This is a genomic window from Rathayibacter sp. VKM Ac-2856, assembly GCF_013205055.1.
Lineage (GTDB): Bacteria > Actinomycetota > Actinomycetes > Actinomycetales > Microbacteriaceae > Rathayibacter.
Genome location: NZ_JABMLF010000001.1, coordinates 1,358,700 through 1,371,734 on the forward strand (window position 1 = coordinate 1,358,700; position 13,035 = coordinate 1,371,734).

Consider the following 13,035-nt stretch of genomic DNA (forward strand, 5'->3'; position numbering starts at 1 on the left):
GTTATCTCCTCTAGGTCCGTGTCGCCCGCGTTACTTGCGGCCGGCCTTCTTCTTGCCGGCGACGGTGCGCTTCGGGCCCTTGCGGGTGCGAGCGTTCGTCTTGGTGCGCTGTCCACGGACCGGGAGGCCGCGACGGTGGCGGATGCCCTCGTACGAGCCGATCTCGACCTTGCGGCGGATGTCGGCGGCGACCTCGCGGCGGAGGTCTCCCTCCACCTTGTAGTTGCCCTCGATGTAGTCGCGGAGCGCGACGAGCTGGTCGTCGGTGAGGTCCTTGACGCGGATGTTGCCGTCGATCCCCGTGTCGCTCAGCGTCTTCAGCGCGCTGGTGCGGCCGACTCCGTAGATGTAGGTCAGTGCGACCTCCACGCGCTTCTCGCGCGGGATGTCTACTCCTGCCAGACGTGCCATGGTGGCTTCTCCTGTGAGTGAGTGGAGGTGTGAAGCAACGTCGGTGCCTCGGCCTCCGACCGAAGGTGTCCTCGCCGTTCACCCCGGGAGACCCGGGGTGCTGCGCGATTTCTGACGTTGCGGGGTGGTGTGTTGCCGTGCTGGGCGGTTTCCCGCCCGCGCTCCTCGCAGGAGCGCCGGGAGTCCCGGAGGACTAGCCCTGACGCTGCTTGTGGCGGGGGTTGCTGCTGCAGATGACCATCACGTTGCCGTGGCGGCGGATGATCTTGCAGTGGTCGCAGATGCGCTTGACGCTGGGGTTGACCTTCATTGTTCTGTTCCTTGTTTTCGCTGGCGTCGTGCTCCCGGCGGATGCCGGGGCCGTTCCTTACAGGACACGCACGTCGCGAACTGGGCGGAGCGAACGTCTACTTGTAGCGGTAGACGATCCGGCCGCGGGTCAGGTCGTAGGGGCTCAGCTCCACGATCACGCGGTCCTCCGGGAGGATGCGGATGTAGTGCTGACGCATCTTGCCCGAGATGTGGGCGAGAACCTTGTGTCCGTTGGTCAGCTCCACGCGGAACATCGCGTTGGGGAGCGCCTCGACAACCGCACCTTCGATTTCGATGACACCGTCTTTTTTGGCCATAGCCTCACTGTCGTTCGGAAGTAGTGTGTGTACTGGTCGTGCGAATGCTTCCGCGACGATCCTCCCCCCGGGCGGAGCCCGGAAGGCGGTGCGCGGGCGTGCCGGAGCACGCGCAAACACCAAGGGTCGATACTACGCGAATCACCCCTTCTCCGCCAGCCCGGGCGTGTCGCCTCCGCTCGGGTCCCGCCGCTCGCCGCGGAGCGCCACCGGGTCGCGGCGCGGGCGGCGGGCGAAGCGGCCTCCGCCTAGGCTCTCCCACGTCGAAGGGACCGCGGATGGCGCGCACAGAGAAGACGACGGACGGCGGAACGAGGGGCCGGCGGAGCTGGTACTCGCACCCCCTGGTGACCGTGCTCGTCGCGATCGTCGTGATCGCGCTCGTCCAGACCTTCTTCGTGAAGGTGTACACGGTGCCCACCGGCTCGATGGAGACCACGCTGCAGGGCGGCGGCTTCTTCGGCGACCGCATCCTGGTCGACCGCACGGCGGCGCTGCACGGCGAGCCCGAGTCGGAGCAGATCGTCGTCTTCTCCCGCGACGCCCGCTGGGGCGCCACCGACGTCACCGGGAATCCGCTCTCCGAGGCCGTGAAGTACTTCGGCGACGTCACGAGCATCGGCCCGTCGCACGAGGAGTTCCTCGTGAAGCGCGTCATCGCGACCGGCGGCCAGACCGTCTCCTGCTGCGACGCGGAGGGCCGCGTGCTGGTGGACGGGCAGCCGCTCGAGGGCGACTACGTCTTCGAGGACTTCCCGTTCGTCCCCGGCACGCAGGACTGCGACTCGCAGCCCGCCTCCGTCCGCTGCTTCGCGGAGTACACCGTGCCGGAGGACACGCTCTTCGTCCTCGGCGACCACCGCTCCAACTCCAACGACTCGCTCGGCGACTGCCGCGGAGCACCCGGACCGATCGACTCGTGCGTCAAGACCGTGCCGATCGAGCGCGTCGTCGGCCGCGTCTTCGCGGTCGCCTGGCCGTTGACCCGCTGGCGCCTCTTCTAGCAGGACCCCGCGGGACCCCGCCCGGCCGGCGCCCCGGGAACGCCGAAGGGCGGGCCGGATGCCGGAGCATCCGATCCCGCCCTCAGGGGGTCGACTCGCGGAGGATCAGCCGCGGACGACCGCGACGACCTGCTCGAACAGCGGGTGGTCCGCGCCGAGCCCGGTCACCTCGGCGACGAAGTCCTCCGGCGACAGGGCCGCCAGCTTCTCCTTCAGCTCGACGCTCTGCGGGTCCTCCGGCACGTCGAAGCGCAGGGCCGCGCCGATCGCCGTGAGCAGCCCGGTCGGGACGTGCCCGCGCTCGGCCAGCTCGGCCGCCGGACCGATGAAGCGCTCGTGCCGCGAGAGCTTGCGCAGCGGCTGGCGCCCCACCCGGTCGACCGTGTCGGTCAGTCCCGGGTTGGCGAAGCGCTTCAGCGTCTTCTGGAGGTAGGCCTCCTGCTCCGCGTCGCTGAAGCCGTGCTTCTCGACGATGAGCGTCTTGGTGTCCTCGAGCGCGGCCTTCACCGCGTCGTGCACCTCGGGCAGCGCCAGGGCGTCCGAGAGCTTGTGCGCGCCGGCCGCGAAGCCGACGTACGCCGCGGTGGCGTGCCCGGTGTTCACCGTGAAGAGCTTGCGCTCGATGAACGGCTCGAGGTCGTCGACCCAGGTCGCGCCGGGGATCTCGGGCTCGGAGCCCTCGAAGGGCGTGCGGTCGACGACCCACTCGAAGAAGCTCTCGACCGTCACGTCGAGCCCCTGGCCGGCGGCCTGGTTCGGGACGATGCGGTCGACCGCGGTGTCGGCGAAGACGGCGCGGGTGCGCAGGCGCTTCCACTCGTCCGAGCCGAGGCTCGCGGCGACCTCGGTCTGCAGCAGGCGGGTCGCGTTGATCGCGTTCTCGCAGGCCATCACCGCGAGCCGGGGCGCCGACTCCGCGCGGGCCGCGAGGCCCTTCGCGATGACCGGGGCGACGAAGCGCAGGATGTTCGGACCCACCGCGGTGGTGACGATGTCGGCGGCGGCGATCTCGCGGACGAGCGCCTCCTCGTCACTGCCGGAGTTGATCGCGCGGAAGCCGTCGACGACGTGGGTCGCCGAGGACTCCCCCACCTCGTGCACCTCGTAGCTGTCGGCGGCGGCGAGCTGGTCGATCAGCGCCGCGTTGACGTCGGCGAAGACGAGCTCGTAGCCGGCCCCGTGCAGGATCAGCCCGACGAAGCCGCGGCCGATGTTGCCGGCGCCGAAGTGGACGGCGGTGGGCATCAGGAGTTGACCTCGCCCAGCAGCGCGTAGAGCGACTGCGCGTCCGGGGCGTCGAGGAGCTTCTGGACCTCGTCCTCCTCGGAGAAGATGATCGCGATCTTCGAGAGGATCTCGAGGTGCTCGTTGTTGACGCCGGCGATGCCGACGACGAAGCGCACCTCGTTGCCGTCCCAGTCGATCGGCTGGGCGTAGCGGACGAAGGACAGCGCGGACGAGCGGATCTCGTCCTTCGCGTCGTTCGTGCCGTGCGGGATGGCGAGCAGGTTGCCCATGTAGGTGGAGACGGTCGCCTCGCGGGCGAGCATCGCCTCGTGGTACGCGGGCGTGACGGCGCCGACGCCGACCAGCATGTCCGCGGCCTCCTTGATGGCGGCCTCCTTCGAGGTGGCGGTGCCGGAGGCGTTGATCTGTCCGATGGTGAGCACATCGCTCATGGCGTGCGTCCTTTCCGTGGAGTGGTGAACGAGTGAGGGAACCCGCAGGGCGAGCGGAGCGTCTCCGCCACGTCGCACCCTACGGGTTCCCTCAGAGGTCTTTCCGATTACTTGCCGTGCTGCTCCGCGACGAGCGAGACGACCTCGTCGTACTTCGGGCTGTTCATGAAGTTGTCGACGGAGACGTGGATCGCGCCCGGCGTGCGCTGGCGCGCCCGCTCGGTCAGCTCGGCCTGGGTGATGACCAGGTCGACGTCGTCCTCGAGGGCCGCGATCGCCTTGTTGGTGACCGTGACGTCCTCGAAGCCCGCCTTCTTCATCTTGTTGCGCAGGACGGAGGCGCCCATGGCGGACGATCCCATTCCGGCGTCGCAGGCGAAGACGATGTTGCGCACCTGGGTGGCGGTGGCGGTCGCCGAGGCGCCGTCCTGGTTGGAGGCGCCGCTCGCGTTGAGGAGCGAGCCGACGGCGCTCTCCTTGCCCTTGTTCGACGAGTTGGCGGCGACCGCGGCGGCGAGCTGGTCGTCACCGGCGGCCATCGCGTCGAGGTCGCGCTTGCGGCTGCCGCGGATGATGAACGAGGCGACGAGGAACGACACGGCCATCGAGAGCAGGACCGAGAGGATCACGCCGAGGTAGCTGTCGCGCGAGGTCTGCAGGAGCACCGCGATGATCGATCCCGGGGAGGCCGGGGCGACGAGTCCGGAGTCGAACGCGACGTTGGTCGCGACACCGGTCATGCCGCCGAGGATGACGGCCGCGATCAGGGCGGGCTTCATCAGGACGTAGGGGAAGTAGATCTCGTGGATGCCGCCGACGAAGTGGATCAGCGCGGCGCCGGGGGCGGAGCCGCGGGCGATGCCCACGCCGAAGATCGCGAAGGCGAGCAGCACGCCCATGCCGGGGCCGGGGTTGGCCTCGAGCAGGAACAGGTACGACTTGCCCTGCTCCTGCGCCATGACGGTGCCGAGCGGGGTGAGGACGCCCTGGTTGATGGCGTTGTTGAGGAAGAGGATCTTCGCCGGCTCGATGAAGATCGAGGTCAGCGGCAGCAGGCCCGCGTTGACCAGGAGGTCGACGCCGTCGCCGAGGATCCGGGTGAGGAACGAGATGATCGGGGCGATGCCGAAGAACGCGCCGAGCGAGAGCAGCATGCCCAGGATTCCGGCGGAGAAGTTGTTGACCAGCATCTCGAAGCCGGGCTTGATCTTGCCGTCCCAGATCGAGTCGACCTTCTTCATCAGCCACGCGGCGAGCGGGCCGATGATCATGGCGCCGAGGAACATCGGGATGGTGGCGCCGACGATGACGCCCATGGTGGCGATCGAGGCGACCACGCCACCGCGCTGGCCGTAGACCATGCGGCCACCGGTGTTCGCGATGAGCAGCGGCAGCAGGTAGGTGATCATCGGGGCGACGAGACCGACGTACTGCTGGAAGGTCGCGCCGTCCTCGCCGGCGGCGAGCTGGGTGCGAGCACCCTCCCAGCCGATCTGGGCCGCGTCGCCGAAACCGCCGAGGATGCCGTTGGGCAGCCAGCCCGCGGCGATGAAGAGCGAGGTGATGAGACCCCACGCGATGAAGGCCGCGATGTTCGGCATGACCATCCCCGAGAGGAAGGTGCCGAAGCGCTGGACGTGGACGCGCGTGCCTCCGCGCGTCGACGTCGCTGACGTCGTTGTCATGTGGTGTGTTCTCCGATTCTGAGGGTGGGAGATCCGGTCGCTCCTGAGGCGGCCGGGCTCCCGCGGGGCGGGTCGTGACGGGGTGGTTCGGGTGGTGCGGGGGCGGTGCCGGGTGGTGCGGGGGGTGGTGCTGGGGAGGATCGCGCGGATGCGGCCGCGCGACCCCCGGTCTCAGGAGGCGGCGATCGCCTCGGTGACGGCGGACCGGGCGTCCGCCGCGCTGTCGGCCGCGAGGGCGAGCTCGGCGTAGCGCTTCGCGTCCTCGAGGGTGTGCTCGGCCAGCTCGGCGCGGACGTCGGCCAGGGCCGACGGCGACATCGAGAGGGTCGTCGCGCCGAGGCCCACGAGGACCACGGCGAGCAGCGGATCCGCGGCGGCCTCGCCGCAGATGCCGACGGGCTTGCCCAGAGCGGCACCCGCGCGGCCGACCTCGCCGACGAGGCGGAGGACGGCGGGGTGCCACGGGTCCTGGAACGCCGACACGGTGCCGAGCATCCGGTCGGCGGCGAGGGTGTACTGAGTCAGGTCGTTGGTGCCGATGGAGGCGAAGTCGGCGACTCCGAGGATCCGGTCGGCCAGCAGCGCGGAGGAGGGGACCTCGACCATCACGCCGGCGGTGCGGATCCCGAGCTCCTTGGCCATGGCTGTGAAGTACCGGGTCTCGTCGACCGTGGCGACCATCGGCGCCATGACCCAGAGGTCGGCGTCGGTCGCCGCGTCGGCCTGGGCGAGCGCGGTGAGCTGATCGCGGAGGATCTGCTCGCTCGCCCGGAGGGCGCGCAGGCCGCGGAGTCCCAGCGCGGGGTTCTCCTCGTGATCGTCGTTGAGGAAGGCCAGCGGCTTGTCGGCACCGGCGTCGAGCGCGCGCACCACGACCTTGCGGCCGGGGAAGGCGGCGAGGAGGCGGGTGTACTGCTCGGCCTGCTCGGCGACCGAGGGCGCCTCCTTCGCGTCGAGGAAGAGGAACTCTGTGCGGAACAGGCCCACGCCCTCCGCTCCGAGCTCGACGGCGTTCGCTGCGCCGTCGGCCGAGCCGAGGTTCGCCAGGAGCGGCACCGCGTGCCCGTCGGCGAGAGCGCCGGGGACGACGGGGGCGGCGAGCATCTCGGCGCGGGCCGCGATGGACGACTTCGCGTCGCCGATCTCGACGTCGGACGGGTTCACCGTCACGACGCCGGAGGTCGCGTCGAGGATGACGAGCTGGCCGTCGCGCAGGTCGAGCGCGCCGGTCGTGCCGACGATGGCGGTGATCGACTTCTCCCGGGCGAGGATCGCCGTGTGCGAGGTCGGTCCGCCGTCGCTGGTGATCAGGCCGAGCACCTTGTCGAGGTCGAGCAGCGCGGTGTCGGCGGGCGCGAGGTCGCGGGCGACGAGCACGAACGGCTCGTCCGACTCGGGGACGCCGGGGGCCGGCACACCGCGCAGGTGCGCGACGACCCGCTGCGACACGTCGTCGAGGTCGGTCGCCCGCTCGGCCATGTAGCCGCCCATCGCGACCAGCAGGTCGCGGAAGCCGGCGAACGCCTCGTGCACGGCGCGCTCGGCGGTCTTGCCGGAGGCGAGCCGCGTCTTGACGTCGTCCGCGAGCGATGGGTCCTCGGCCATCAGCGCCTGCGCGTCGAGCACGTCCTTCGCCGAGCCGCCGGCCCGGTCACCGCGGTGGCGGATCGTCGCGGCGGTGGCGGAGAGCGACGCGACGGCGCGCTCCTCCTCCTGGGCGACGGTGCGGGTGCTGGCGGTGTCCTCGGGCTCGGGGAGCGGGTCGGGCATGCGCAGGACCGGCCCGAGGGCCAGGCCGCGGCCGACTCCGGTGCCCTGGAGCTTCGCGGAGGCGTAGGCGGTGGAAGGAGTGGACAGCGTCATGGGTTCCCGGTTCCTGTCGTGCGTCTCGTCGGTGAGAGTGCGGTGGGGCTCAGGCGTCGTGGTCGGTGCCGAGGAACTCGGCCAGCTCGTCGAGGACGGCCTGCTCGTTGTCGCCCTCGACGGAGAGGGTGAGCGAGTCGCCGTGCTCGATGCCGAGCGAGATGATGCCGAGGATGGAGGCCGCGTTCACCGCGGTGCCCTCGCCCTTCTTCACCAGGACCTTCTGACCCGACTTCGCCGCGGCCTGGCTGAAGAGCGAGGCGGGGCGGGCGTGGAGGCCCTTCGACGATGCAACCTGCACGGTGCGCTCGACCATGAACGTTTCTCCTTGATCCTGCAGTCGGAACTGCGTCAGTGGTTCCCGGCGCCGGGCTCGAGACCCGGTGCGGGCGGTGGAGCGTCCCCGTCCGTCCCTGCGACGACCGCGCGAGCGGCGAAGAGGACGGGAAGGGTGTCGAGCACGGCATCGGCACCGTGCGCTCCGAAGACGTCGTGCGGGAGGAGGGCTGTCGCGGCACCGACGTGCACCGCGCGCTGGCGGAGCTCGTCGAACTGCGGCTCGAGATGCGGTCCGACCAGGAGGACGTCCGCCGAGGGCAGGGCGTCCGCGAGACCCGTCAGGGTCTCGGATCGGAAGACGGCGTCGATGCCGCGCTGCTTCGCGCCCGCTCGCAGCCGATGGGCCAGGAACGTGCTCGACGCGCCTGCACCGCAGACGATCAGGATCGTGCGCACCTCGTTCGCCTCCTCGCGTCCGGGTCTTGCCTCATCCAAGCATCTCGGGGGCCGCGCGTCCCGTCCGCCAGCCAATCTTCCGCGGGGGCGGAAGAGCGCTCCCAGGCGGTTCGGCGCGGGTCCGCCCCCGTCGAGCCGGAGATGGTTGACTGGAAGACCGATGCCTGACAACCGCGAACGACTGCTGGAGTACCTCTCCCGCGCCGACGGCTGGGTGACCGCGCACGAGCTGGCCGACCGGCTGGGGGTCACCACCCGCAGCGTCCGCAGCTACGTGACCGCGGTCAAGGCCCAGGCCGCGCCGCTCGAGCCCGTCGAGTCGTCGGCGAACGGCTACCGGCTCGCGCGCGACGCCTACACGGCGTTCCTCGAGAGCCAGCGCGTCCGCGACGTGGAGCCGGACACTCCGCGGGACCGGCTGTACAGCATCGTCCGGCGCCTGGTCGACTCCGACGACGGACTCGACTCCGCCGTCCTCGCCGAGACGCTCTCCGTCAGCGAATCGACCATCGACGCCGATCTGCGCCGCGTGAAGGCTCTCGCGGACGAGGCCGGACTCGCGCTCGCCCGCCGCGGCGCCACCGTGCGGCTCGAGGGCAGCGAGGAGGCGCGGCGGCGCCTGATCTCGCGCATGTTCCGCGACGAGAGCGCCCAGGGCGTCTTCACGCTCGACGACGTGCAGCGCGAGTTCGCCTCTCCCGGTCTCGGCGCCTTCAAGACGGAGCTCCTGGCCGAGCTCGAGCAGCGCGGCTACTACATCAACGACTACGGCGTGAACAGCGTGCTGCTGCACATCGCCATCGCTGTCGACCGGGTGTCGCGGGGCATCGGCGACCCGTCCGGCGCCCGCCCCTCCCCCGCGGTCCACGGCGAGCTCGCCGCCCTGCTCGCCGAGCTCGTCGAGCGCCACTTCGCCACCCGGCTGACCGACGCCGAGCTCGCCCAGCTGGCGATCCTGATGACCACGCGGGTGGCGACGCCCGGCCAGAACGAGCCGGTCGCCGCCGTCGTCGAGAACTACCTCGATCCGGAGGACGTCGCGGTGGTGCGCGCGCTGGTCGCGGACGTGAACGAGGCGTACCTCGTGGACCTCGACGACGAGGGCTTCATCGTGCGCCTCGCGCTGCACGTGCGGAACCTCGTCGCGCGGGCCGCGGAGGGCGGCTACTCGCGGAACCCGCTCACCCGCTCGATCAAGACGAGCTTCCCGATGACGTACGAGATCGCCGTCTTCCTGGCGAGCGGACTCCAGCGGCTGCGCGGCATCACCGTCAACGAGGACGAGATCGCTTACATCGCCCTGCACGTCGGCTCGTTCCTCGAGCGGGTCTCGCGACGCGAGGAGCGGCTGTCCTGCGTCATCGTCTGCCCCAACTACTACGACCTCGCGCACATGCTGCGCCTGCGGGTCGAGCGCTCGCTCGGCACCGAGGTCGAGGTGCGGTCGCTGATCACCCGCAGCGACGTCGACTGGGACCGCCTCACCGCAGACCTGGTGATCACCACCATCGACGAGCGCCCGGCCTCGGACGCGGTCGTCGTCGTGCAGCCGTTCCTCACCGACAACGACGTGGAGGCCGTCCGGCGCGCGATCGCCCGCGTGCGCCGGCACCGCCGCCGGGCGCGGATCAAGGACGAGCTGCTGCAGTTCTTCGACGAGTCGCTGTTCTTCCGGAACGAGCACGCGCGCGACGAGCCGGCGATGATCCGGCGCCTCGGCGAGCGGATGATCGCCGACGGCATCATCGACGAGGACTACGTCGACGGGGCGATCGAGCGGGAGCGGATGAGCTCGACCGCCTTCACCGACAATCTCGCCGTGCCGCACGCGATGGCGATGAGCGCACGGCGCACGGCGATCGCGATCGTCGTCAACGACGTGCCGATGGCGTGGGGCGAGCAGCGGGTGAACGTCATCGCGATGATCGCCTTCGCCGCCGCCGGGCGCAGCAGCTTCCAGTCGGTGTTCGACCAGTTCGTCGAGGTGTTCGCCGATCGCGCGGAGGTGCAGCGCCTGATCCGCCGTTCCACCGACTTCGGCGGCTTCATTGAAGAGCTCGTCCGCGTCATCGACAGCTGACACGGGTCTCGATGCGCCGCTGCGCGGCTACTCGACCACCATGCATCGGCGCACTCGCGCGCTCATGCTGATCGAGTAGCCCGCGCAGCGGGCGTATCGAGATCCACCGTCGCAGACACGCGGACCCTCCGTACGCCGCGCCTACGCGATAGGCGTCGGCACGACCCCGTACGCCGCGAGCCCGGCGGCTCCGCCGTCGGCGAGCGTCGTCACCCAGATCCCGTCGCGGTGCACCGCCACCGAGTGCTCCCAGTGCGCGGACATGCTGCCGTCGATCGTAGCGACGGTCCACTCGTCCTCGCGGACCACGGTCTCGGCGCTGCCGGCCGTGACCATCGGCTCGATCGCGACGACGAGGCCGGGCTTCACCTCCGGTCCGCGCTGGCGCACGCGGTAGTTGAAGACCGGCGGCGCCTCGTGCATCGTGCGGCCGATGCCGTGGCCGATGTAGTCGGTGAGGATGCCGTAGACACGGCCCGAGGCCACCGCCTCGTCCTCGATGTACTCCTCGATCGCCGCGCCCACCTCGTTGAGATGCCGCGCGGACGCCAGGGCCGCGATGCCCCGCCAGAGCGAGCCCTCGGTGACGCGGGACAGCTCCGTCCGCAGGGCGACCTCGTCCGGACGGTCCGCGTCCGGCAGCACGATCGTCATCGCCGAGTCGCCGTTCCAGCCGTCGATCTCGGCGCCGCTGTCGATCGAGACGATGTCGCCGGGCTCGAGCAGGCGGCCACCGGGGATCCCGTGCACCACCTCGTCGTTCACCGACGCGCAGATCGTGTGCCGATAGCCGGGCACGAGCTGGAAGTTCGAGTGACCGCCGAGTGCCACGATCGCGGCCTCGGCGATCGCGTCGAGCTCGAGCGTGCTGATCCCGGGTCGGATCGCGGCCCGCACCGCGTCGAGGGAGGCGGCGGTCGCCAGCCCCGGCGCGATCATCGATCGCAGCTGGGCCGGCGTCTTGTAGAGGGAGGAGCGCAGTGCCACGGGTCAGGCGGCCGGCGAGTCGCCGACCAGGCGGCCGACCCGGTGGCCCTCGAGCGCGACCACGATGCGGTCGGTGACCTCGTCGACCGGGCCGAGCCCGTCGACGACGATCACGAGTCCGCGCGCGGCGTAGATGTCGATCAGCGGCGCGGTCTGCTCCTCGTAGAGGGCGAGCCGGTGCCGGATGACCTCCTCCGTGTCGTCGCTGCGACCCTGCTCCGCGGAGCGCTTGAGCAGGCGCTGGACCACCTCGTCGGGGTCGGCGGTCAGCTGCACGACCGCGTCGAGCCGGTTGCCGTCGGCCGCGACGATCCGGTCGAGCTCGTCGACCTGCTCCGTCGTCCGCGGGTAGCCGTCGAGCAGGAAGCCCGTCGAGACGTCGGCCTCCTGCAGCCGGTCGTGCACGATCGCGTTGGTCAGCTCGTCGGGGACGTAGCGCCCCGCGTCGAGGTAGGACTTGGCCTGCAGGCCGAGCTCGGTCTCGTTCGCCACGTTGGCGCGGAAGATGTCGCCCGTGGAGATCGCGGGGACCTTCAGGACCTCGCTGAGCCGAGCGGCCTGGGTCCCCTTGCCGGCACCCGGAGGGCCGATCAGCAGCAGACGGAAGCCGACCGGGGTCGAGGTCATCGGAGGAGCCCTTCGTAGTGGCGCTGCTGCAGCTGGGAGTCGATCTGCTTCACCGTCTCGAGGCCGACTCCGACGATGATCAGGATGGACGTGCCGCCGAACGGGAAGTTCTGGTTGGCGCCGACGAGCGCGAGGGCGACGAGCGGCACCAGGGCGATGAGACCGAGGTAGATCGAGCCCGGCAGCGTCACGCGGGTCAGCACGTAGTTCAGGTACTCGGCCGTCGGGCGCCCCGCGCGGATGCCGGGGATGAAGCCGCCGTAGCGCTTCATGTTGTCGGCGACCTCGTCGGGGTTGAAGGTGATCGCGACGTAGAAGTAGGTGAAGCCGACGATCAGCAGGAAGTACAGCGCCATGTAGAGCGGGTGGTCGCCCTGCGTCAGGTAGTTCGTGATCCAAGTGACCCAGAACGGAGCCTCCTGGCCGGCCGCGGGCTGGTTGAACTGCGCGATGAGCGCGGGCAGGTAGAGCAGCGACGAGGCGAAGATGACGGGGACGACGCCGGCCATGTTGACCTTGATCGGGATGTACGTGTTGTTGCCGCCGTACGTTCTGCGCCCGACCATCCGCTTGGCGTACTGCACGGGGATCCGTCGCTGCGACTGCTCGACGAAGACGACCGCGACGACGAGGACGAGGCCCACGGCGAGGACGAGCAGGAAGGTCTCGAAGCCGCGCGACTGCGCGATCGACCAGAGCGAGGTGGGGAACTGGGCGGCGATCGAGGTGAAGATGAGCAGCGACATGCCGTTGCCGATGCCGCGCTCGGTGATGAGCTCGCCCATCCACATGATGATGCCGGTGCCCGCCGTCATGGTGATGACCATGAGGAGGATGGAGTACCACTCGTCCGTGATGATGAGCGCCGAGCACTCCGGGACACCGGAGTTGCCGAACAGCGCGCCCGAGCGGGCGACGGTGATGAGGGTGGTCGACTGCAGGACGCCCAGCGCGATCGTGAGATAGCGGGTGTACTGCGTCAGACGGCCCTGGCCCGACTGGCCCTCCTTGTAGAGGGTCTCGAAGTGCGGGATGACCACGCGCAGGAGCTGCACGATGATCGACGCCGTGATGTACGGCATGATGCCGAGCGCGAAGATCGACAGCTGGAGCAGGGCTCCACCGCTGAAGAGGTTCACGAGCTCGTACAGACCGGAGGTGCCCTGGTTGCCGGCGAGGCAGGCCTGGACGGCCTCGAAGTCGACGAACGGAGCAGGGATGAAGGATCCCAGCCGGAAGATCGCCACGATCGCGAGGGTGAAGCCGATCTTGCGGCGGAGGTCGGGGGTGCGGAAGATCCGCGCTACGGCGCCAAACACTACCTAGGGTCTCCTG

14 protein-coding genes are annotated in these 13,035 nt (G+C 70.2%); 2 read left to right on the forward strand and 12 right to left on the reverse strand.

Annotated features, from left to right (window positions below):
- Nucleotides 1-30 precede the first annotated feature (30 nt).
- The 3 genes from rpsM to infA all read right to left on the reverse strand — a co-directional run bounded on the left by rpsM (nucleotide 31) and on the right by infA (nucleotide 1,040).
- On the reverse strand, nucleotides 31-411 hold the full coding sequence (gene rpsM, locus HQQ82_RS06290) for a 30S ribosomal protein S13 (protein ID WP_056037260.1): 381 nt from the start codon (nucleotides 409-411) through the stop codon (nucleotides 31-33).
- A 193-nt stretch (nucleotides 412-604) separates the two neighbouring features.
- Nucleotides 605-721, reverse strand: a complete 117-nt coding sequence (gene rpmJ, locus HQQ82_RS06295; protein WP_055787164.1) for a 50S ribosomal protein L36 — start codon at nucleotides 719-721, stop codon at nucleotides 605-607.
- 97 nt (nucleotides 722-818) lie between these two features.
- Complete coding sequence (infA, locus tag HQQ82_RS06300; RefSeq protein ID WP_022883252.1) at nucleotides 819-1,040, reverse strand: translation initiation factor IF-1; 222 nt, start codon at nucleotides 1,038-1,040, stop codon at nucleotides 819-821.
- 278 nt (nucleotides 1,041-1,318) lie between these two features.
- Here infA and lepB point away from each other — a divergent pair, with 278 nt between their 5' ends.
- A complete protein-coding gene (gene lepB, locus HQQ82_RS06305; RefSeq protein ID WP_173232127.1) occupies nucleotides 1,319-2,044 on the forward strand; it encodes a signal peptidase I in 726 nt (241 codons plus the stop codon).
- A 105-nt stretch (nucleotides 2,045-2,149) separates the two neighbouring features.
- On the opposite strand, the gene HQQ82_RS06310 is transcribed toward lepB, so the two are convergent.
- The 6 genes from HQQ82_RS06310 to HQQ82_RS06335 all read right to left on the reverse strand — a co-directional run bounded on the left by HQQ82_RS06310 (nucleotide 2,150) and on the right by HQQ82_RS06335 (nucleotide 8,006).
- Complete coding sequence (locus tag HQQ82_RS06310; RefSeq protein ID WP_173232128.1) at nucleotides 2,150-3,289, reverse strand: mannitol-1-phosphate 5-dehydrogenase; 1,140 nt, start codon at nucleotides 3,287-3,289, stop codon at nucleotides 2,150-2,152.
- Complete coding sequence (locus HQQ82_RS06315) at nucleotides 3,289-3,723, reverse strand: PTS sugar transporter subunit IIA (protein ID WP_173232129.1); 435 nt, start codon at nucleotides 3,721-3,723, stop codon at nucleotides 3,289-3,291. The genes HQQ82_RS06310 and HQQ82_RS06315 overlap by 1 nt, the downstream gene beginning before the upstream one ends.
- 107 nt (nucleotides 3,724-3,830) lie before the next feature.
- The gene (locus HQQ82_RS06320) at nucleotides 3,831-5,408 is read right to left on the reverse strand and encodes a PTS mannitol transporter subunit IICB (RefSeq protein ID WP_173232130.1); all 1,578 of its coding nucleotides are present in this window, start codon (nucleotides 5,406-5,408) and stop codon (nucleotides 3,831-3,833) included.
- Nucleotides 5,409-5,579: 171 nt separating this feature from the next.
- A complete protein-coding gene (gene ptsP, locus HQQ82_RS06325; RefSeq protein ID WP_173232131.1) occupies nucleotides 5,580-7,271 on the reverse strand; it encodes a phosphoenolpyruvate--protein phosphotransferase in 1,692 nt (563 codons plus the stop codon).
- A 49-nt stretch (nucleotides 7,272-7,320) separates the two neighbouring features.
- Entirely contained in the window at nucleotides 7,321-7,587 is a 267-nt protein-coding gene (locus HQQ82_RS06330; protein ID WP_173232132.1) for an HPr family phosphocarrier protein, read from the reverse strand.
- Between the two features lie 35 nt (nucleotides 7,588-7,622).
- On the reverse strand, nucleotides 7,623-8,006 hold the full coding sequence (locus HQQ82_RS06335; protein WP_173232133.1) for a PTS sugar transporter: 384 nt from the start codon (nucleotides 8,004-8,006) through the stop codon (nucleotides 7,623-7,625).
- Between the two features lie 160 nt (nucleotides 8,007-8,166).
- Between HQQ82_RS06335 and HQQ82_RS06340 the strand changes: the two genes are divergently transcribed.
- Nucleotides 8,167-10,086: a transcription antiterminator gene (locus HQQ82_RS06340; RefSeq protein ID WP_173232134.1), complete on the forward strand. Its 1,920-nt coding sequence runs from the start codon at nucleotides 8,167-8,169 to the stop codon at nucleotides 10,084-10,086.
- A gap of 141 nt (nucleotides 10,087-10,227) precedes the next feature.
- Here HQQ82_RS06340 and map read toward each other — a convergent pair whose 3' ends face one another.
- The 3 genes from map to secY are packed head-to-tail and all read right to left on the reverse strand — an operon-like array spanning nucleotide 10,228 to nucleotide 13,019.
- On the reverse strand, nucleotides 10,228-11,073 hold the full coding sequence (gene map, locus HQQ82_RS06345) for a type I methionyl aminopeptidase (protein ID WP_173232135.1): 846 nt from the start codon (nucleotides 11,071-11,073) through the stop codon (nucleotides 10,228-10,230).
- 3 nt (nucleotides 11,074-11,076) lie between these two features.
- Nucleotides 11,077-11,700 carry an adenylate kinase gene (locus HQQ82_RS06350; RefSeq protein ID WP_173232136.1) on the reverse strand — a complete coding sequence of 208 codons (624 nt, stop codon included), beginning with the start codon at nucleotides 11,698-11,700 and terminating at the stop codon, nucleotides 11,077-11,079.
- Nucleotides 11,697-13,019 carry a preprotein translocase subunit SecY gene (secY, locus tag HQQ82_RS06355; RefSeq protein ID WP_173232137.1) on the reverse strand — a complete coding sequence of 441 codons (1,323 nt, stop codon included), beginning with the start codon at nucleotides 13,017-13,019 and terminating at the stop codon, nucleotides 11,697-11,699. Before secY ends, HQQ82_RS06350 begins: the two co-directional genes overlap by 4 nt.
- Nucleotides 13,020-13,035 lie beyond the last annotated feature (16 nt).